Genomic DNA, 19845 nt, shown 5'->3' with positions numbered 1-19845 from the left:
TCCCAAACAATGGGCAACATTTCAATAAGCTACATCATATACAAATGAGTACGGCAACGGCAGTCAATACGGGTAAGATTACGCAAATAATCGGGCCAGTTGTGGACGTGAGTTTTGAGGGCGAAGGCTCTCGGATTCCGGCCATTCTGGATGCCCTCAAAGTAACTAAAGCCAATGGGCAACAGGTCATTCTGGAGGTTCAACAACACCTCGGCGAAGACCGTGTTCGCGCCATCGCCATGGACTCGACCGACGGCCTTTATCGCGGCTTAGACGTCGTTGACCTCGGCCACCAAATCACCATGCCAACAGGTGAAGGCATTCGTGGACGACTTTTCAACGTCGTTGGTGACGCGATCGATGGTATTCCTCAACCTAAAACAACAGGCGTTGGATTACCCATTCACCGGTCGTCGCCAAAATTCGAAGACCTCGCTACCTCAACTGAAGTACTATTTACTGGTATAAAAGTAATTGACTTACTCGAACCTTATGCAAAAGGCGGTAAAATCGGCCTTTTTGGTGGTGCTGGTGTAGGCAAAACGGTATTGATTCAGGAATTGATCAACAACATCGCCAAGGCTTATTCAGGTCTTTCGGTGTTTGCTGGTGTAGGTGAGCGTACCCGTGAAGGAAATGACCTGCTTCGCGAAATGATCGAAGCGGGTATCATCAAATACGGTGAAGCCTTCAAACATTCGATGGAAGAAGGTGGCTGGGATCTTTCCAAAGTAGATATGGAGGAAATGACCAAAAGCCAGGCAACCTTCGTATTCGGACAAATGAACGAGCCTCCGGGAGCACGCGCCCGCGTTGCCCTGTCAGGACTGACCATTGCCGAACACTTCCGCGATGGTGATGGTGAAGGTGCTGGTCGTGATATTTTATTCTTCGTCGATAACATTTTCCGCTTCACCCAGGCCGGTTCGGAAGTATCGGCTCTGTTGGGACGGATGCCTTCGGCCGTTGGTTATCAGCCAACGCTGGCTACCGAGATGGGTGTCATGCAGGAGCGTATTACATCAACCAAGCGCGGTTCGATCACATCCGTACAGGCCGTTTACGTACCTGCCGATGACTTGACTGACCCGGCTCCAGCGACTACGTTTGCTCACCTTGATGCTACGACCGTATTAAGCCGGAAAATCTCCGAGCTGGGTATCTATCCAGCCGTGGATCCGCTTGATTCTACCTCCCGGATTCTGACCGCCGAAATCCTCGGTGATGAACATTACAACACGGCTCAGCGCGTAAAAGAGATTCTGCAACGTTACAAAGAATTGCAGGATATCATCGCCATTCTGGGCCTTGAAGAATTATCGGAAGAAGACAAACTCGTCGTTTCGCGGGCTCGTCGTGTACAGCGCTTCCTGTCGCAGCCATTCTTCGTGGCTGAGCAGTTCACTGGCTTGAAAGGGGTTCTGGTTCCTATCGAAGACACGATCAAAGGGTTCAACGAAATCATTGACGGTAAGCATGACCGTCTTCCTGAAGCTGCTTTCAACCTCGTCGGTACAATTGAAGATGCCGTAGCGAAAGGGGAGAAAATGCTGAAAGAAGCGGGTCAATAGCGATAATTCAGGGATACGGTTACAAACTTTAATCTTTTGTTAACTGTATCCCTGATACCAAATTCCCTTTCTTAAGTCTAATAGTCAAAAAACAAAAACGTCTTTAGTTTTATGAAAACGTCGATTAGATTAAGTTGGGGACTAGTCGTATTACCCTTAAGCTTGTTGTTAATGCCGGCAGCTTCTGCTCAGGTTGAATTTCCTGTAGCTCAAACGGCTTTAGTGGCTGGTGCGATCAACGAGGTTGCTATTGTACCGGCGTTGGCTCAGGATTCTTCGTCCACAACACACCTGGATAATGCCGTTGCAGCTCTGGACAAAGGCGATAAAACCACAACAACGCAGGAGCTTAAAGCGGGAATTGCTGGCCTGGAGGCCGAAGCCCAGGCAAAGCCTACTTCGTTCAAAGATAAGTTGCTGGCTCAGGCTGGCAAACTGAAAGCGTTGCTTCCGCTCATTCCGACCGGAGCTCTAGGCAATGGCGTACTCGGAAAAGCAGTTAGTCTGGCCAAACTTGCCTCGGGAGGCAATCAACTGGAGGGCATTCTGGCGGCTGGCTCGTTGCTGGGCAAAGGCAGTCAGCTAACAAGTGGTCTGGGCGGCATTGGTAGTGCACTGTCGGCGCTGGGCGGAGGAACCCAATCGACTGGCCAATCTCTGATTTCGACTGCTTTGGGATCCGTCAGTAAGTTAGACCAGGGCGGTTTGGTTGCTAAAGCCGCCGAACCAGCTGCAAAGACCCAAATCGGCAGCGTACTAAATTTCGTAAAAGGAGTTTTGTAATAATTATGACCGGGTCATAATTTATCATTCAATAGCATGACGTTAGACATTATTACTCCTGACCGCAAGGTCTTTTCCGGTGAAGCCAGTGCCGTTACATTTCCGGGTAGCGAAGGTCAGTTTCAGGTTCTGAACGATCACGCTCCGCTGGTTAGCACACTGGATCGCGGACCGATTGTCGTGCAGACGGCTGCCGGTCAACAGACGTTTACCGTTGATGGTGGCGTTGTTGAAGTATTACAAAACAAGGTGCTGGTACTTGCTGAAGCCGTAGTGGTCTAGGTAACGCATACCATTAGGGAATAAGTAGAAGCGTTCAGCTCACAATGGGCTGAACGCTTCTGCTTTTACTGAGTTTATACACGTACGCTGCTATTTACCGACAGATTCCAATCATTTACCGAGATTATACCCAAGCGATGGCCAGGTTCAGTAATTTTCCTTATCCATTCGCTCGCATGAACAGGACAGCATCACTTATTGCCATTCACCTTTTCGGCTGCCTGACCTTTCTGGCATTGCCTTACATTTTTGTTGAAGACGGCTTCTCAAAACTATCGGAATTAGCCTACAATCCGCACGAACAGCGTAACTTATTGTCCTATCTGCTGACGATTGCGTTTTTCTATACGAATTATTTCATACTGATTCCCCGATTTTTCTTCGGAAAAAACTACATTATCTATGGTCTTAGCGTTCTGGCATGCTTTCTGGTTATTGAACAAACACTGGCGGCAGTCAACCGGAGGGATATACTGCCGCCATCACGATCTCAGCCGCCACCTCCGCCACCTGATCGGATGGAGCAAAGACCTCCTTTTGAGATGGGCAATCACCCACCGATGCCCCCGTCTGGATTTCCGAAACCAGGGTCGAAACAGCCGGGCTTACCGCCGGAGATCAGTCAGACGTTTTTTCTGTTTTTAATCGGGTTTCTATTATCACTAGCCATCCGGGTTAGCAATCGCTGGCGCGAAACTGAACGCGAAAAATTGAATACCGAATTATCGTATCTGAAGGCGCAGATCAATCCGCACTTTCTGTTTAATACGCTCAACAGCATTTACTCGCTAGCCCTAGAGCAGTCGGATCGAACAGCCGAAGCGATTACCCGATTATCATCGCTGATGCGGTATGTGATTCAGGATGCAGCCGTTAAGCAGGTTCCACTGGCGAAAGAATTTGAGTACATCAGTCATTATGTAGCCCTGCAAAAGTTACGTCTGGACGAAACAGTGCAAATTGATTTTTCGATTACCGGTAGCCCCAATGGCCAACAAATTGCTCCATTAATTCTGATTTCCTTCATCGAAAATGCCTTTAAATATGGCGTAAATCCTAGTGAAGATTCACTTATCCAGATCAGCCTGACCATTCATGGAAGTGAGTTACACTGCCATGTTTTCAACAAAAAAGTACGTATTTCGCAGGACACCGTTACGACTAGTGGCATTGGATTGACAAATACCAAATCGCGCCTGGCGTTAGTCTATTCCAGTCGACACCGATTGCAGATTAGTAATCAACCCAACGACTTTACGGTCGATTTATACCTGACGCTGACATGATTCGAGCCATTGCCGTCGACGATGAGCCGCCTGCCTTGCGGATACTTGCCAATTTTTGCGGACGGGTTGATTTTATTGATCTACAAAAATCCTTTTTTCGCGCCGAAGAAGCACTGGATTTTCTGACGAACAATCTGGTCGACCTGATTTTTCTCGATATAAATATGCCCGCCCTGTCAGGGCTTGATTTTCACAAGCTCCTGCCCCAGCCCACGCTGGTGATCTTTACGACTGCCTACGCCGAATACGCTGTTGATGGGTTTAACCTGAATGCTGTCGACTATTTGCTAAAACCGTTTACGTTCGAACGATACGAGCAGGCGGCCCATAAAGCCCGCGATGCGTATCGGTTCAGACAACAACAAACGGAGCAGGATAAGCCGACCTTTCTGTACGTACGAGCAGATTATCGCTTGTATCAGGTTCCATTAGCTGATATCTTATTTATTGAAGGACTCGACGATTACCTCAAAATTCATCGCCAGAATGACAAGCCCATTGTGTGCCGTATGACCATGAAAACGTTGATGCAACGGCTTCCCGAAACCGGCACCGCCGAGCGTTTTATTCGGGTTCATCGATCGTATATCATTCCCATGAACCGTATTGAAGCCGTACAGAACAAGACCATTGTATTGGCAGGGCGTGAAATCCCGATTGGAGCCAGCTACGAAGCGGATTTCTTTCGTCAATTCGGCTCATAACTTCTGGCTTCAATCGGCATAGTTTACCGACACAATTGGCCCATTTACCTCAAATCGTACCCTGGCAACAACGATCCAGCTAAAGTCAGCGTATTAAGCTATAATTAACACCTGTCTACTGACTATTATGGAACGCAAAGAGTTTTTGAAAAGAGGATTCGGAAGTTTGCTTGGAATAGCGACTGTTTTACCCGCAATTAATGCCTGTAGCTCAACGGAGGTTAGCCCTACAACCTCAACGGGCACCAGCACGTCTACTGGCTCAACCAATGGGAGTTCGTCAAGTAACTGTTCGGTCACTCCATCGGAAACTGAAGGGCCTTTCCCTACTAAAGTCCCCGCCAAGTTTGTGCGTAAGGACATTCGCGATGACCGAACCGGCGTAGCCTTTACGGTCAACATTACGATTAAGAATTCGAACAACAGTTGTGCGGTTCTGGCGGGTGCTCTGGTTGATATCTGGCATTGCGACAAAGACGGTTACTACTCCGAATATGGCGGATCGGGTATGCAAAGTGTCAATTTTACAACCGTCGATTTTCTACGCGGGCGGCAAACGACCGATGCTAACGGCCTGGTTTCGTTCACCTCTATTTTCCCTGGCTGGTATTCGGGCCGTGCTCCGCACATCCATGTCCATATCTACAGCTCGACCGGGAAGTCGCTGCTGGTCACTCAAATTGCATTTCCCTACGACATCGCTAACACGGTATACACAACGGCACAATCGTATGGATATACCAAAGGCTCACAAGACACCAAGAATGAGTCCGACAACGTTTTTTCGGATGGTTTTACAACCGAGCTGGCTACTGTAGCCGGCAGTATTTCGGCAGGATATACACTCACCCATACAATTGTAGTCAGTGCCTAATCAATTGGCGTCCGAGACTTTGGGCTTAGGTTTTCCGAAATCTCGAACGCCGTTCAACGCAATGGCAAAAGGTCTTATTCGGCTCAGTTATCGTAAAATCATCGACGCATCGTCTCAAAAAATCTGGGATAAATATGTGTTCGATGACACCTATATGGAATTTTTCATGCAGGCCCAGTTTTATAATCAGCAGAATAAGTACACGACTTTTCAGGAGCTTCTGGACAACGTACCCAATGCCGATAAGCTGCATTATTTGACCAGCACGGCTGCAATCGGCTATATCAGGCAGTTGAATAAAATCATTCCGGACATTGCCAACAACGCCGGAAAATTGTGTCTGCCCTTCACGCAGTTTACATTTGAGATTATTCAGTCGCATGTACAAAATAAAGAGGCTCATCGAGTCGCTATTTCCTTTTATAGCGAACCGCTGACCTGGATCGATACCATTGGCAATCTGCTGGTTATTGCCTACGGGGATCAACGCGAAGGGTTACAAACCGGACAGGAAGTGCAGACCGACATGATCGCCCTACAACCGTATCTAAGCATTTCTTCTTTTCAACACGGTAGTAGCTTGCCTCAGTAAGTATGGATACGCAAACAGAAGCTCAAATCTACCTCTCCGACCAGCGAGGCTTTTCGCAACTCGACTCATTCCGGACTTATTATAGCTTTAATTTTGGCCATTATTTTCAAGAAAGCCGAAAACCATTTGGTGCCCTTCAACTCCTGAACGATGATACGCTCAAACCCGGGAAAAGCATCAGGATGATAGCCAAAACCCATACGACGGCCCTTGTTATTCCGATTGTTGGCGGACTTGAGTACAGAAGTGAATCGGGCGATGGCTTTCTGGAAGCTGGACAGGTTCAGATTTTTTCACTAGCGGCAGGTATGCATTATGAGCTTATCAATCCCTACGAAACGGAGCTCATCAACTTTATTCAAATCTGGCTTAGCGACGATAGTATACCCTCTACATCGTTTCCACAACAAACAGCCTTTGACTTGGCGGCTAAAAATAAGCTGCTGCCGATTTTATCATTCGATAGTAGCCATACTCAAATCAGCCGTGGTTATATTGGCCGATATGACGGTCGGCAGGAAGGCGTTTATCACCTTCAACAGGTAACTGAAGAGGTAGAGTCTACGGGAATTTTTGTGTTCATCCTGAGCGGAGCATTTGAAGTCCAGAATCGGTTACTCCACGAAAGAGATGGGCTGGCATTAACGAATCTGAAAGATGGGGCGCTGGAATTTGAAGCGTTGTCGAACGATGCTATTCTTTTACTCCTGGAGATTCCGATACATCCCGAAATTCATAGTGTGTAGAATATCCAATGTTCGACAAAAGCTGTTCTATATAAAATAAAGCCTGTCTGCTGGACGCAGGCAGGCTTTATTCCGAAAAAACTACTTAATTCTATTAAGCTTGTTGCTCCACACTGGCTTCTTCTGCCACTTCAGTTGCATACGCATCTGTTGGTACACAGGCACAAACCAGATTACGATCTCCGTAGGCTGAATCGATCCGGCTTACGCTCGGCCAGAACTTACGGGCACGAACCTGTGGCAACGGATAAACGGCTTTTTCGCGGCTGTAAGGCCGGGTCCAGTTATCAGACAGCGCCACTGTAGCCGTATGAGGAGCGTGTTTCAGCACGTTACTGATCCGGTCAGCAGCACCCGTTTCGATCTCGCGAATTTCTTCGCGAATGGCGATCAGGGCATCGCAGAAACGATCAAGCTCGGCTTTCGACTCCGATTCCGTTGGCTCAATCATCATTGTTCCAGCCACCGGAAATGAAACCGTTGGCGCATGGAACCCGTAATCCATCAGACGCTTCGCAATATCTTCAACTTCAACGCCTGCTACCGCTTTAAACGGACGGCAATCGATGATCATCTCGTGAGCAGCCCGACCGTTCGTTCCGGCATACAGTGCTTCGTAATGTCCATCCAGCCGCGCTTTAATGTAATTCGCATTCAGAATAGCACGCTTTGTCGCATTCGTCAACCCTTCTCCGCCCATCATTGCAATGTAGGCATAAGAAATCGTCAGAATGCTCGCAGAACCGTAAGGAGCCGCCGAAACCGCGTGAATAGCCTGTTCGCCACCAGTGTGTACGAGTGAATGACCGGGCAGGAAGGGGGCCAAATGGGCAGCCACGCCAATAGGACCCATGCCAGGACCACCGCCACCATGAGGGATACAGAATGTTTTGTGCAGATTCAGGTGGCAGACGTCAGCGCCAATCGTAGCCGGCGATGTCAGACCAACCTGCGCGTTCATGTTGGCTCCATCCATATAAACCTGTCCGCCATGCTGATGAATGGTTTCGCAGATCTCTTTGATGCTCTCCTCAAAAACACCGTGGGTTGACGGATACGTAACCATCAGACACGAGAGGTCATTGCTATATTGCTCAGCTTTCGCTTTCAGATCAGCGACGTCGATGTTGCCGCGTTCATCGCATTTAACGATAACGACTTTCATACCGGCCATAACGGCGCTTGCCGGATTGGTTCCGTGAGCCGATTGCGGAATCAGCGAAACATTCCGGTGGTAATTTCCCTGGCTTTCGTGATAAGCCCGAATAACCATCAACCCTGCGTATTCGCCCTGAGCACCCGAGTTCGGCTGCAACGACATGGCGGCAAAACCCGTGATTTCACACAGCCAGTCATTGAGGTCACTGAATAGCTGCTGATAGCCGGTGGTCTGATCTTTCGGCGCAAACGGGTGTAATTTCCCAATCTCGGGCCACGTTACCGGAATCATTTCGGCAGTAGCGTTGAGTTTCATGGTACAGCTACCCAACGAAATCATCGAATGAACCAGCGACAAATCCTTTTCTTCCAGCGATTTCAGGTAGCGCAACATCTCGTGCTCGGTATGATGCGTATTGAAAACCGGGTGGGTCAGATAGTCGGACTGACGCACGAGCCGTTCGGGCCAGGTGATTTCCAGATCAGCCAGAATGGCCTCCAAATCACATTTTACGCCAAAAATAGACAGTAGTTCTGTAAGATCGTCCAGCGTCTTAGCCTCATCGAACGATACGCTCACACGCTCACCATCAGACAGATAACGAAGGTTGACCTGCGCAGCTCTGGCTGATTTTCTTAACGATTCAACATCGCCAACTTTTACGGTAACCGTATCGAAATAATTATCTGTGCTCAGTTCGTGTGCGCTCCAGCGAAGAGCCGTTGCAAACACTTTAGCCAGACCATGTACTTTTTCGGCAATGGACTTAAGCCGTTGCGGGCCATGATACACAGCATAGCTACCAGCCATGACAGCCAGTAAAACCTGTGCCGTACAGATATTGGAGGTTGCTTTTTCGCGCCGGATGTGCTGTTCGCGGGTTTGCAATGCCATCCGAAGAGCGGGTTTACCTTCCGCATCCAGCGAAACCCCAATGATCCGACCCGGAATTTGACGTTTGAACGCATCACGGGTAGCAAAATAAGCCGCATGTGGTCCGCCAAAACCCATCGGAACACCAAAGCGTTGCGCTGAACCAACCACTACGTCAGCCCCCATTTCGCCCGGAGGAGTTAGCAATGTCAGAGCGAGCAGGTCGGCAGCAACAGCCGTTGTAATACCTAACTCATGAGCAGCCGAAATCAGATCAGTATAGTCAAACACTTCGCCATCTGAGGCTGGGTATTGGAGCAGAATACCAAAGATTTCACCATTGGTCAGATTTACGGTACGGTGGTCGCCAACAAGTACCTGAATACCGATCGGTGTCGCACGGGTCAGCAGAACGTCAATCGTTTGTGGATGACACCGCTCTGAAACGAAAAACGTACTGGCTGATTTCTTAGAAGCTGGTCGCATTGCATAGAGCATATGCATAGCCTCAGCGGCAGCAGTAGCTTCGTCGAGCAGTGAAGCATTCGCCAGATCCATACCGGTCAGGTCTGACACCACCGTCTGAAAATTAAGGAGCGCTTCCAGGCGGCCCTGCGCTATTTCAGCCTGATAGGGTGTATAAGCCGTATACCAGGCTGGGTTTTCCAGAATGTTACGCAGAATAACATTCGGTGTGATGGTATCGTAATAACCGGTACCGATGTACGATTTGAAGACTTTGTTTTGACCAGCCAGTTTCTTGAAATCCGCCAGAAATTGCGTTTCCGACTTGGGAGCGGGCAGATTAAGGGGGTGGGGGAGCCGGATTGCTGCCGGTACCGTCTGATCAATTAGTTCGTCGATGGATTCGACCGGCAACCCGGTCGCAGAAATAGTTTGGAGCATTTCGGCCTGGGCCGCGTCGGTTTGGCCGTGATGACGGTCCTCAAATGACTCCTGGTAACGAAGGTTTAACTTCATCGAAAGATAGCTTCTGTATAAGATGCAAATTTACACAACCATCCCGTAAAAAGAGGTATAACCAAACCACTTGTGGAAGGATTCTGTGTCAATCAAACGCAATTTTCAATGTGTGGGTTCTTTCTGTCGGCTATAGCGTACTAATTGGTTTTACCAACTGGGAATGAAGAAGTTACTTATTGCCTAAAAATAATTCCATCGTTTCTGGTATCACCTAAGCTGAACCCAAATCCATCTGGGTTATGTCTTATTACAACTAAACTTCTATACATCAGCAAACAGAAACGACACATCATCGATCGGTGATTCTACGATAACATACAGCTGTGCTTTCCTTGTCTACTAGTAGATAATGCGCTATACTTACCGCGTCAAATTTCTACTGATCTGCTCAATGGCAACGCTTACGGCCAAGGCTACTCCCATTTTCCGACGCTTATTTCCAGTTGAAAAACATCAGAAACAGGAAGCCCGATCAACCAATCTGTCCAGCCCAACCTGGTTCGCGCCCATGCTGGCGAGTTCGTCAGAAACATCGCAACGGACATCGGCCATTCAGTCTGTTTTCCTGGGTATTCTGATAGCTATTCCTATTTTTATCTACTATAAAACCATTTTCGAAAACGCCTATAACTTTCCTTACGAAGACGATTTCAACAGCGCTCTAAGCTTTATTTCTGAGTATGCCTTTGGTAAACTGACTTTTGGCGACAGGCTTAAATTGATTTTTTCGCAGTACAACGAGCATCGAATCGTGTTCGACCGGCTGGTTTTTCTGGCCGACTATGGATTATTTGGTGAATTGAATTTCAGCCATTTAATTATTGTAGGTAATGTATCGCTATTATTGATCTGCGTTCTTTTCCTGAAGGCATCGTTCCGTCAATTTTCCATTTCGCAAAAGCTCCTTTATCTAGTACCTGCTGCCTATTCGCTTTTCCTGTTTCAATACTGGGAACTCTCCACCTGGAGCATGGCAGCCTTACAGAATCTATACGTCATTCCGTTTGCCATGCTTAGTCTATATAGCCTGAGCAAACCCGGTCGAAATGCGTTTATTGCGGCTTGCGGAGCGGCTGTACTGGCCACCTTTACCAGTGGAAATGGCATGTTTACGTTCTTTGCCGGTGCCGCGTTGCTGGTTCTGACCCAATCCTATCGAAAGCTGGTCTTGTGGCTAGCGATTACTGCGGCTACGATTGCTCTTTATTTCTGGGGATATATCCGGCCGCCCTATCACCCCGACATTGCCGACTCGCTGATAAACCATACGGGTCGGGCTATCAGTTACTTTTTTACACTGACAGGCATGTTGCTGGGGCCGGGTCGCCAGAAATTAAGTATGCTGTTCGGTGCGCTATCCTTGCTGGTATCGGTTGGCCTGCTTGGTTATCTCTGGTATACAAAGCGGATTATTGAGCATTTGCCCCTTGTTGGCTGGCTGGTATTCCTTTACCTCACTTGTCTGTCGCTCATGGCTACGCGCTCAGGCATGGGCATTGGGCAAGCTGCTACGCCACGCTATGGCATTGTGGTCGTTATGCTGTTTGCTACCCAATCGGTACTGGCCCTTGAAACCTTCAGGCATCATTATCTGCGGTTAGGGGTGCTGGCAGGCTATGTAGGAGTAGCGTTGTTTGTTTATCTGTCGGCCATCAATCAGGAAAACCGTAAGCGGATTGAGGACCGAACGCGCAACCTGAAATTCAGCAGTGCTTTTTATAACGCCAATCCAGCGAATCTGTTTTTGCACTGGGCAAATCCGGCGATTGCCAACACAATTTTTACGGATGCTCGCCAAAAGGGAATTTTTCAGGTCCCTGCTATTACGTTTGAGGATCTTAAAAGTATGCCTGAGCCCTTTGATCCGGCACAGCTGCTACCCAGCCATAACGTTACGGTCAATGCCCAACCCTACGAAACCGGCGATTTCCTGATTCTATACCGGGCGTGGGCACAGATCGATGGATCATTAGCCAGAAACACATCCATTCAGGTAATTGCCCGTTCGGCAACCGACTGTTACGCATTTACTGCGCAGAAACACGCCTGGGAGGACCCGGACGACCACATACTGAACAGAAAATATACCCAGCCAGGATTCTCCTGCGTTCTTGACAAAAAATACCTGAAACCAGGGCAGTATACGCTATGGATCTACCTCAGAAACGGCGCGGAGAAGGTATATCAGCCGATGAACATCATACTGACTAAATAAAGCAGGAAGTTGCTCTCATTTTTTCTGGCTACATAAGCTTAAATTTACGATAAAATGTTGTTTGTTTACATAGCTTGATAGCATTGTGGCTTGATAGTTGAGAGACCGATTGCAATGAATTCTTCAGACACTCCGCTGGTATCGGTCATTATGCCCGTTTATAACGGTGAGCAGTATTTGGCCCAGGCAATTGAGAGTATCCTGTCGCAATCGTATTCGCGGTTGGAACTGTTAGTTTTTGATAATGGATCTTCTGACAATACAGCCCGTATTGTTGCCGACTATGCCCAGCGTGACCCGCGAGTAAGACCGCTTTGGGAACCAACTCCTTTAGGGTATGGGGGTGAAGTAGCCAGTAATATAGCCGCCCGTCAGGCAACCGGCACATTTATTGCCAAGCTTGATGCTGATGATATTGCCCGACCAGATCGTCTGGCCAAACAGGTCGCTTTTCTACAGGCTAACCCGGATGTGTTTCTGGTTGGCAGTAATCTGGAGTTGATCGATAGCCATGGAAATACGACAGGTATGCGTGCCTATCCGCTTTCACATGAAGCCATCTTTAATGAATTTTATTTACGCTTTCCCATTGCAAATCCTTCAGTGATGTATCGCAATGTCCTGAAAGAAGACTTGTATGTCATTCGCTTTTCACATTTCAATGACTATTACAGTTTATTCCTATTGATTAATAGCGGATTGCGCATGCAAAATCTGCCCGAGTGTCTGACGGCCTATCGCATTCATAACACCAATACAGTATTTACCAACCTGCGCATCAAGTGGCGTAGCAATGTAGCGATTAAAGAAAGTTTTATACGTGATTTTGGCTATGTAGCCCCGTTGAGCCAGCGGATCAAAATAGCTACCATTACCCATATAATCAACCTGTTACCTGAACGTATCCTTATCAAATCGATGAATAAGGCCCGTCAGTTGATTAAAGCCTGACACATTATGATTGGACGTATTCTTAAAATCGGTTCACAAATTGTTTGGGGTGGCATCAAAGCAACCCCTGACTACATAAATGATTATTTTAAGCTCAAAAAGCAGCTTGACGGCCATTCAGATTTTCCTATTCTTAGCTACTACCCTGCTGTTTTTGACCGATATGCCGAGAGTGGTGAGTTAATAAAGCACTATTTTTTACAAGACCTGTATGTAGCACAGCGGATCTTCAGGAATAACCCTGGCAAGCATATGGATATTGGCTCCCGAATCGATGGATTCGTTGGGCATGTTGCGGCCTATCGACCGATTGAAATTATCGATATTCGGCCATTGACCCGTAGTATCCCTAATGTCAGCTTTCGGCAGGCCGATTTAATGAACCTGCCGACCGACCTTATTCACTCGACTGACTCGATTTCGGCCCTCCACGCCATCGAGCATTTTGGTCTGGGACGTTATGGAGACCCTATCGATGCAAACGGCCACATTAAAGCGTTAGATAATATCCGTCAGATTATTAAGCCGGGTGGAACGTTCTATTTCTCATCACCTATTGGTCCACAAGGCATCGTTTATAACGCGCACCGTGTATTTTCGGTTGCATATCTGGTTCAGTTGTTTGAGCCTCATTACACCATCGAAAGATTTTCGTACATCGACGATAATGAACAGTTTTTTGAAAATGTAGACTGGCGCACCCAGGCGGCTCAGACTAATTTCGGCTGTGTGTATGGGTGTGGTATCTTTGAAATGACCCGCCGAATCGACTAAGCTCATGAAGAAGTTTTTACAATGGTTGCTGGCACCTATACGAATTACACTGCTACAACCCGTTTACGAAAAATTATATCTGTTTGTTATTTACGCCATGAATTATGGCGGAGGCTCGTTTACTGACGATAGCGGAGAAAAATATGTTGTCCGTTATGTAGCTAAGAAAACAGCCGGTCAACCCCGTGGCACAACAATCTTTGATGTCGGTGCGAATGTTGGTACCTATGCCCGAATGCTCATAAACAGGTTCGATGATCAGGTTGCCATTCATTGCTTCGAGCCATCACATGCTACTTACCAGACACTCAAAGCCAACCTCCCGGAACCGAATGTGATCAAGCATAATCTGGGACTAAGCGATCGTCCTGGTGAAATGGCGCTGTTTACAGATGCGGAACAATCGGGGATGGCGTCGGTTTATGATCGTGATTTACACCACATCAATGTTTCATTTGCCAAAAATGAAATAGCTACCTTCAGTACGGTCGATGAATTTTCTGCGGCCCAGAAGATCGAGCACATCGATTTACTGAAAATTGATGTGGAAGGTCATGAATTGGCTGTGTTGAAAGGAGCGGCCAAAATGATTCAGCAAGGCCGTATCCGTTTCATTCAATTTGAATTTGGGGGCACAAGCATTGACTCACGGACCTACTTTCGGGATTTCTGGAATCTGCTATCGCCAACCTACAATGTATACCGAATTGTAGGCAACGGTCTCCGCCGAATCGATAGTTATACAGAATACCTGGAAATATTTGTGACGGTTAATTTTCTGGCAGAGCATAAATGAGTTGTGTGCATACTGCCATCCCCTGATTTATGGTCATCTCAGTTTTGCTAGGCGGGTTAGGCAATCAGTTGTTTCAATATGCATTCGGGGTTCGATTAGCCCATCAACTCCAGACAGAACTACGCCTGGAACGGCACCTTCTGGAGAGTACTACGTTAGCCAGACTACGCCATTACACTCCAAGACAATACGAACTCGACACCTTTTCGATTCGCCCTAAGCAGGCTTCTATTCTGGATTTAATTAGCGTATCAGCGCGAGTAAATCTGCCGGGCATGAATACTATTCTGGTGAGGGAATCGGCTACAAACCCAGACGCTATAACGAAATTACCTGATAAGGTCCAAAACGTGCTTTGCTTCGGCTATTGGCAGTCTGAATCTTACTTTAAACCAGTAGCCGAAACGCTGAGAAAACAGCTGGTTTTTCGGAAAACACCATCGGCGGTTACGTTAGCAATAGCAAATACCATTCTTCGGAATCCCAATGCAACCTTTATTCACATCCGTCGGGGCGATTATGTCACAAATCCAACTGCCAATCAATACCATGGACTCTGTGATATAGACTATTACATTCGCTCGATTAGCTACCTGCGCGAACGAGTCTCAGACCTACATTTCTTTGTTTTTTCAGACGATCCGATTTGGGCCAAACGCGAACTGAGCCAACTAGGTAAAACGGCTACCTTTATTGACCATAACCAGGGAGCCGATAGTTGGCAGGATTTGTATTTGATGCGTTTATGCCACCACGCCATTATAGCCAACAGCTCCTTTAGCTGGTGGGGTGCCTGGCTCAATCCAGAAATAGAACGACTCGTAATCGCACCTGACCAGTGGTTTCCGGGGCAGCCCCTAATGAGCCAGCAGGTTATTTGTCCAAACTGGCATCGCCTGTAAGTTAGTGTGCCCTTCCATTACCTTCGTACTATCCCCGTCGTTTTGTTGGACCTCGTTCCGGCAGTTGTGATTTGATCCCGCTATAATTTTTAATGGCGTTCTGACGGATAATCTGCGTCAGAATAACATCGTGCTGAAGCAGCCTCCGATATAGAACGGCAATCAATAGTAGAAAACCTGTAAAGAGCAGATAAAACACAAGGTCGACGCCACGCCCCACCCCCAATCGGTTCGCAATATAGTAAGGCAGTTCAGGAATGGAAACAAACAAAATACCTACCACGACGATGGCCACAAAAAACAACCTATACAGTAACCGATTCCTGAAAAGCCGGAGCGAGGCTACTGCCACAACCAACAGCAACAGGGATAACAGTAGCTGAATCGGTGTAAAACTGAGTTGAATATCTGCGTTCATTAGCGAAAATATTTATTGATAAATACATCGATCAAGATATCGACGGCGCCCTGCCAGCGTTGCCCTTTCACCTGAGAATATTCAGTATAAATGATGTGAGTGGGGCATTCAACATAGCGAAGCTGATTCCGCCTTATTTGCATAAGGATTTCCGAAGCATGCGCCATTCGATTCTCTTTTAGTTGGATAGTATGCAGGGCATTCCGGTTCAAAACCCGGAAACCATTGTGCGCGTCGGATAACCACAGACCCGTAAGTAACCCATTTATAACTCGGGCCACGCGTAAAAGCAATCGGCGTAAGCGTGGTATAGCCAGCAAATCCTCCTGGCGCATGAACCGTGAACCTAACACAACATCAACCTTTCGGGTCTTCAGTACGTCGATAAATTGATCTATATCCGCTGGATTATGCTGTCCGTCAGCATCAAAATGAACAACAATATCGGCTCCCTGTTGTAGGGCAAAGTCCATACCGGTTTGCAAAGCGGCTCCCTGTCCTAGATTGATGTCATGTCGGAGGTAATAGATGGGTAAGTCACGCACGGCATTAGCCGTATCGTCGGTAGAGGCATCGTCAATGACAACAATATGATACTGGTCACCTAAAGATCGAATCGTCTGTCGAATAACTTTACCTTCGTTGAAAGACGGGATTAGGATATATATCTGCTCAGTCATTAGTACGGTAGATTTCGAGATTACCCAGTTTTGCAACTTGTTTCATGCATCGAATTTCGACCGGCTGCGGAACGCGATCGAAAATAATATAGCGTACATTAAGCTGCCTAAGTTTAGGCGAACAGGGGTCGAGCGCTACCTGATAGCCATCCTCATACCCATTCTGCATAATAACCGTATCGGGATGAGCCGGGTCGATATAAGTATTGTAAACAGAATGCGCATACCGGTTGTAGGCAGAGTCACGTTTGGCGGTTGGATCCAGCACGTGCATCGTTTTAAAATCGGGCTGATTCTTCACTCCGCTTAACTGATTAACGCCTGTAGCGGTAACTAAGTACGTGATATACTGGTTTCCAAGAACCACCCAACGGGCTTTCGGCTCTTTGAGGTGGAGTTCCCGCACTTTCTGGTAAAGGGCATTTTCAGTGATTGGCGACATGCCTTTACCAACCGGATTAATCTTCAGATTAGGCAATGTAAATAGAGCCACTGCACTTACTACAGCAATTTCTTTATACTGAAAATTAATGACTGGCAGTAACAGGAAATTAAGAACAATGAAAAATACCGTAGGCAAAAACAATTGATAGGTCTTATAGATACCCTGTGCATCTTCCAGATTCAGCCAGGCGGCATAAATCATAAAGCCAATTACGCCCACTGAAAGCAAAGCCGCAACGGAACTACTGACCTTGATTTTCTTTGCATGAATATAGCTCATGTAAAGTATAGCCAGTACTACGTTGGCGATACCGAACGGAATTTGCGTTCGACGCGTCGGGCTAACATCCAACAGGGTTGCTTTGGCCAGGAAAGCGGGGAAGCCAACTTCAATCCAAATTAGCAATACCAGAACGTACCCCAGAATAATAGCCAGAAGAGGATCAATTTTTCTTGTTCGGGTAAAGTAAATAAGCGTACCTATGGCAATGACGGGCGTGAATGTAATGAAATGCGATAATTCACAGATATTAAGCCACGTTTGTGGAAATCGTTGGTCAGAGAGTAACCATCCGGCATAATATTCCGAAAACCAGTTAGCAATAAAGCCCGTGCCACCGGTTTCACTGCGTTTGCCTGGATAAACTGTGTTAGACATGACATCGATGGTCGACTTTGCATCCAGATAATACATGTAGAAAACGACACCCATGACAGCAAAAGCTACAGCAAAAACACCCAGCTTCAGCCACAGTCTGCTTAGTAACAGTTCTTTATTGAAATGCCTCCAGGTGTAACCGACCAACAAAAAGACCAGCAGATAACCCAAGGGTACCTGATAAGGCGGATACAGCGTCAGGGCAAACATTGAGAAGCACCAGAAAAACAAAACACCTGCAATCAGGATGGTTCTTGTCTTTGTTGAAAAGAACATATATGCCGATGCGATCAACATACCAAATCCCGAATAAATACTGGTCAGGAGAAAGAAAGACCACCAGGCCAGACCGGGAGAGAAAATCAACCAGAAAGCACCTAATACCGAAAGCCAGAACTGATTACGTGTCAGCAACATAAAAGACAACATAACCGAAATCAACCCAAAACAAAGGATAAAATTCCATCGCCAGGCAAAACCGTGATCAACATCGAACAGGTAAAAACCCCAGTAATCAGGTCTAAAAAAAGAGATAAAGTGATTAATTGGAAAATAGCCAACCAGGGCTACCTTTTCACCACCAATAGCCGGATTTTCAAGCGGAAAACCCTGATTTGCCTGCGATAACATAAAGGGCGCCAGAATCGCCCATTCATCCATGCGTATCGGCTTGGGCTTACCAGCTATAATACCACGCCGGGCATCAGAACCATCAGGCATGGTCGTATTCCACATGCCAATTGACGAATAATTAATCTTCGCTAGTGTCAACAGAACAAATAGCCCAATACAGATTCCAATGAACCATTTGACTCGCCTATCGAATCGTATTAACTCAAAAGGTTGCTCAGAATCAGGTACATGTTTGGATTGAGGGGCAACAATAGCTTCTGTTAAAGCAGGATTTGCTGGCTGCGGCTTGAGCGGTTTTGTTGCCTGACTGGTTGTAGGGACAGGATTGGGGCCTTTCCTTTTCTTTGACATGAGTTAGGGTTATCTATCTGATACGGGTTATGGGTATTCTCATTTTTACCTAATCAAACTTACCAATACCATGCCAGTTTGCCAAAATCAAGCAATGTGTTTATTAAAATAGGTAATTTGCCCGCATGAATAACACGTTTGTGCGGCAGGTATTGCCGATTCTCTTAGCCATTGGTTTACTCTGGTACGTTTTAAAAGACGTACCGCTAAACGAATTATCGGCTCAGTTTCGACAGGCAAATTTTCGATGGCTGGGTGTTGCTGGAATCATCATAGGCATGTATCATATTGCCCGGGCTGCCCGCTGGCATCTTACCTTACAGGCGCTTGGCTACCAGCCTTCTCTATTTCGAACAACAATCGCTTTGCTGGCAGGTTCGATGGCTAGCATGATCATTCCTGGTGCGGGCGAACTTACCCGTTGTGGCACATTGCAACGAACTGACGGTGTTCCAATTTCTCAGGGCTTAGGCTCTGTGGTGGCCGAGCGGGTCATTGATTTACTCACGCTTGTTCTATTGATTGGGCTAACGCTTTTCTTTGAGTTCAAGCGCGTTGGTCAATTTATTACTGATTTATTCAGCCCTCTTCTATCGCGAATGACGTCCAGCGGCCAGTCCGGTGTTATTCTTATCGTATTAGCAGGAATCAGTATCCTTCTGTTTATTTTTTTCTACTGGCTGTTTCGGAATCAGACCTTTCGACAGCACCCTTTATCGAAACGATTAGGTGCTATTGCTCTCAATATGGGCAAAGGTTTTATAGCCATTCAAAAACTGAAAAGTCCCAGCTTGTTTATTGGCCTCACGATCGCGAGCTATGCATTGGCCTTCCTCGTTACATACATCCTCTTTTTTGCTTCTTCCCAAACCTTGTCACTTCCTCCGTCGGCTGCGCTAACCATTTTGACGGTGAGTTCATTGGGAGGTATCGCTGTCCCGACGCAGGGTGGCGTCGGGACCTATCATTTTCTGGTTAGCCGGGTCCTTATGCTTTATGGAATGGATGAAACAGCCAGCGTTGTCATGGCAACGTTTCTTCATGCAGCTCAAACCGGTTTTTCCCTCCTATTCAGCAGTATAAGTTTTTTAATCGTACCGATATTGATCCGGCAGAAAGCCAAGCAAGTAGAAGTATAAGTACGTTAGATTCCATAAGACCCACTTAAT

General features: G+C 47.0%; 18 protein-coding genes. 14 read left to right on the top strand and 4 right to left on the bottom strand.

Features of this window, described 5'->3' with window-relative positions; all coding sequences use genetic code 11:
- Nucleotides 1-44 precede the first annotated feature (44 nt).
- From atpD to G8759_RS03675, 8 genes are all read left to right on the top strand, one after another.
- The gene (gene atpD, locus G8759_RS03710) at nucleotides 45-1571 is read left to right on the top strand and encodes a F0F1 ATP synthase subunit beta (RefSeq protein ID WP_167205329.1); all 1527 of its coding nucleotides are present in this window, start codon (nucleotides 45-47) and stop codon (nucleotides 1569-1571) included.
- Nucleotides 1572-1682: 111 nt separating this feature from the next.
- Nucleotides 1683-2354, top strand: a complete 672-nt coding sequence (locus G8759_RS03705) for a hypothetical protein (RefSeq protein WP_167205327.1) — start codon at nucleotides 1683-1685, stop codon at nucleotides 2352-2354.
- 36 nt (nucleotides 2355-2390) lie between these two features.
- Entirely contained in the window at nucleotides 2391-2636 is a 246-nt protein-coding gene (gene atpC / locus G8759_RS03700; RefSeq protein WP_167205325.1) for an ATP synthase F1 subunit epsilon, read from the top strand.
- A 176-nt stretch (nucleotides 2637-2812) separates the two neighbouring features.
- Nucleotides 2813-3922, top strand: a complete 1110-nt coding sequence (locus G8759_RS03695; RefSeq protein WP_167205323.1) for a sensor histidine kinase — start codon at nucleotides 2813-2815, stop codon at nucleotides 3920-3922.
- Nucleotides 3919-4626, top strand: a complete 708-nt coding sequence (locus G8759_RS03690) for a LytR/AlgR family response regulator transcription factor (protein ID WP_167205321.1) — start codon at nucleotides 3919-3921, stop codon at nucleotides 4624-4626. The genes G8759_RS03695 and G8759_RS03690 overlap by 4 nt, the downstream gene beginning before the upstream one ends.
- A 127-nt stretch (nucleotides 4627-4753) precedes the next feature.
- A complete protein-coding gene (locus G8759_RS03685) occupies nucleotides 4754-5500 on the top strand; it encodes a dioxygenase family protein (RefSeq protein WP_167205318.1) in 747 nt (248 codons plus the stop codon).
- A gap of 61 nt (nucleotides 5501-5561) precedes the next feature.
- Nucleotides 5562-6092 carry a hypothetical protein gene (locus G8759_RS03680; RefSeq protein WP_167205316.1) on the top strand — a complete coding sequence of 177 codons (531 nt, stop codon included), beginning with the start codon at nucleotides 5562-5564 and terminating at the stop codon, nucleotides 6090-6092.
- Between the two features lie 2 nt (nucleotides 6093-6094).
- Nucleotides 6095-6838, top strand: a complete 744-nt coding sequence (locus tag G8759_RS03675) for a pirin family protein (protein ID WP_167205314.1) — start codon at nucleotides 6095-6097, stop codon at nucleotides 6836-6838.
- Between the two features lie 94 nt (nucleotides 6839-6932).
- Here the strand turns inward: G8759_RS03675 and gcvP are convergent, their stop codons facing one another.
- Complete coding sequence (gene gcvP / locus G8759_RS03670) at nucleotides 6933-9851, bottom strand: aminomethyl-transferring glycine dehydrogenase (protein WP_167205312.1); 2919 nt, start codon at nucleotides 9849-9851, stop codon at nucleotides 6933-6935.
- Nucleotides 9852-10245: 394 nt separating this feature from the next.
- Here gcvP and G8759_RS03665 point away from each other — a divergent pair, with 394 nt between their 5' ends.
- From G8759_RS03665 to G8759_RS03645, 5 genes are all read left to right on the top strand, one after another.
- Nucleotides 10246-12069: a hypothetical protein gene (locus tag G8759_RS03665; RefSeq protein ID WP_167205310.1), complete on the top strand. Its 1824-nt coding sequence runs from the start codon at nucleotides 10246-10248 to the stop codon at nucleotides 12067-12069.
- 114 nt (nucleotides 12070-12183) lie between these two features.
- Nucleotides 12184-13020, top strand: coding sequence for a glycosyltransferase family 2 protein (locus tag G8759_RS03660; protein ID WP_167205308.1), 837 nt, complete (start codon nucleotides 12184-12186; stop codon nucleotides 13018-13020).
- A 6-nt stretch (nucleotides 13021-13026) separates the two neighbouring features.
- A complete protein-coding gene (locus tag G8759_RS03655; RefSeq protein ID WP_167205306.1) occupies nucleotides 13027-13794 on the top strand; it encodes a DUF268 domain-containing protein in 768 nt (255 codons plus the stop codon).
- Between the two features lie 4 nt (nucleotides 13795-13798).
- A complete protein-coding gene (locus G8759_RS03650; protein WP_167205304.1) occupies nucleotides 13799-14590 on the top strand; it encodes an FkbM family methyltransferase in 792 nt (263 codons plus the stop codon).
- 29 nt (nucleotides 14591-14619) lie between these two features.
- Entirely contained in the window at nucleotides 14620-15492 is an 873-nt protein-coding gene (locus tag G8759_RS03645) for an alpha-1,2-fucosyltransferase (protein ID WP_167205302.1), read from the top strand.
- Nucleotides 15493-15520: 28 nt separating this feature from the next.
- Here the strand turns inward: G8759_RS03645 and G8759_RS03640 are convergent, their stop codons facing one another.
- From G8759_RS03640 to G8759_RS03630, 3 genes are read right to left on the bottom strand one after another with little or no spacing between them, the layout of a single operon-like run.
- Nucleotides 15521-15910 (bottom strand): DUF2304 domain-containing protein, encoded by a 390-nt coding sequence (locus tag G8759_RS03640; RefSeq protein WP_167205300.1) that lies wholly within the window; start codon nucleotides 15908-15910, stop codon nucleotides 15521-15523.
- Nucleotides 15910-16590, bottom strand: coding sequence for a glycosyltransferase family 2 protein (locus tag G8759_RS03635; protein WP_167205298.1), 681 nt, complete (start codon nucleotides 16588-16590; stop codon nucleotides 15910-15912). Before G8759_RS03635 ends, G8759_RS03640 begins: the two co-directional genes overlap by 1 nt.
- Nucleotides 16583-18676, bottom strand: coding sequence for a DUF7657 domain-containing protein (locus G8759_RS03630; RefSeq protein ID WP_167205296.1), 2094 nt, complete (start codon nucleotides 18674-18676; stop codon nucleotides 16583-16585). The genes G8759_RS03635 and G8759_RS03630 overlap by 8 nt, the downstream gene beginning before the upstream one ends.
- A gap of 125 nt (nucleotides 18677-18801) precedes the next feature.
- Here G8759_RS03630 and G8759_RS03625 point away from each other — a divergent pair, with 125 nt between their 5' ends.
- A complete protein-coding gene (locus G8759_RS03625) occupies nucleotides 18802-19815 on the top strand; it encodes a lysylphosphatidylglycerol synthase transmembrane domain-containing protein (protein WP_167205294.1) in 1014 nt (337 codons plus the stop codon).
- Nucleotides 19816-19845: the final 30 nt, after the last annotated feature.

This window comes from Spirosoma aureum, assembly GCF_011604685.1.
Lineage (GTDB): Bacteria > Bacteroidota > Bacteroidia > Cytophagales > Spirosomataceae > Spirosoma > Spirosoma aureum.
This window is presented reverse-complemented; position numbering and strand designations above follow the sequence as displayed.

Coding starts and splice junctions, on each gene's coding strand:
- atpD (WP_167205329.1), top strand. CDS start 45: ATGAGTACGGCAACGGCAGTCAATACGGGTAAGATTACGCAAATAATC.
- G8759_RS03705 (WP_167205327.1), top strand. CDS start 1,683: ATGAAAACGTCGATTAGATTAAGTTGGGGACTAGTCGTATTACCCTTA.
- atpC (WP_167205325.1), top strand. CDS start 2,391: ATGACGTTAGACATTATTACTCCTGACCGCAAGGTCTTTTCCGGTGAA.
- G8759_RS03695 (WP_167205323.1), top strand. CDS start 2,813: ATGAACAGGACAGCATCACTTATTGCCATTCACCTTTTCGGCTGCCTG.
- G8759_RS03690 (WP_167205321.1), top strand. CDS start 3,919: ATGATTCGAGCCATTGCCGTCGACGATGAGCCGCCTGCCTTGCGGATA.
- G8759_RS03685 (WP_167205318.1), top strand. CDS start 4,754: ATGGAACGCAAAGAGTTTTTGAAAAGAGGATTCGGAAGTTTGCTTGGA.
- G8759_RS03680 (WP_167205316.1), top strand. CDS start 5,562: ATGGCAAAAGGTCTTATTCGGCTCAGTTATCGTAAAATCATCGACGCA.
- G8759_RS03675 (WP_167205314.1), top strand. CDS start 6,095: ATGGATACGCAAACAGAAGCTCAAATCTACCTCTCCGACCAGCGAGGC.
- gcvP (WP_167205312.1), bottom strand. CDS start 9,851: ATGAAGTTAAACCTTCGTTACCAGGAGTCATTTGAGGACCGTCATCAC.
- G8759_RS03665 (WP_167205310.1), top strand. CDS start 10,246: ATGGCAACGCTTACGGCCAAGGCTACTCCCATTTTCCGACGCTTATTT.
- G8759_RS03660 (WP_167205308.1), top strand. CDS start 12,184: ATGAATTCTTCAGACACTCCGCTGGTATCGGTCATTATGCCCGTTTAT.
- G8759_RS03655 (WP_167205306.1), top strand. CDS start 13,027: ATGATTGGACGTATTCTTAAAATCGGTTCACAAATTGTTTGGGGTGGC.
- G8759_RS03650 (WP_167205304.1), top strand. CDS start 13,799: ATGAAGAAGTTTTTACAATGGTTGCTGGCACCTATACGAATTACACTG.
- G8759_RS03645 (WP_167205302.1), top strand. CDS start 14,620: ATGGTCATCTCAGTTTTGCTAGGCGGGTTAGGCAATCAGTTGTTTCAA.
- G8759_RS03640 (WP_167205300.1), bottom strand. CDS start 15,910: ATGAACGCAGATATTCAACTCAGTTTTACACCGATTCAGCTACTGTTA.
- G8759_RS03635 (WP_167205298.1), bottom strand. CDS start 16,590: ATGACTGAGCAGATATATATCCTAATCCCGTCTTTCAACGAAGGTAAA.
- G8759_RS03630 (WP_167205296.1), bottom strand. CDS start 18,676: ATGTCAAAGAAAAGGAAAGGCCCCAATCCTGTCCCTACAACCAGTCAG.
- G8759_RS03625 (WP_167205294.1), top strand. CDS start 18,802: ATGAATAACACGTTTGTGCGGCAGGTATTGCCGATTCTCTTAGCCATT.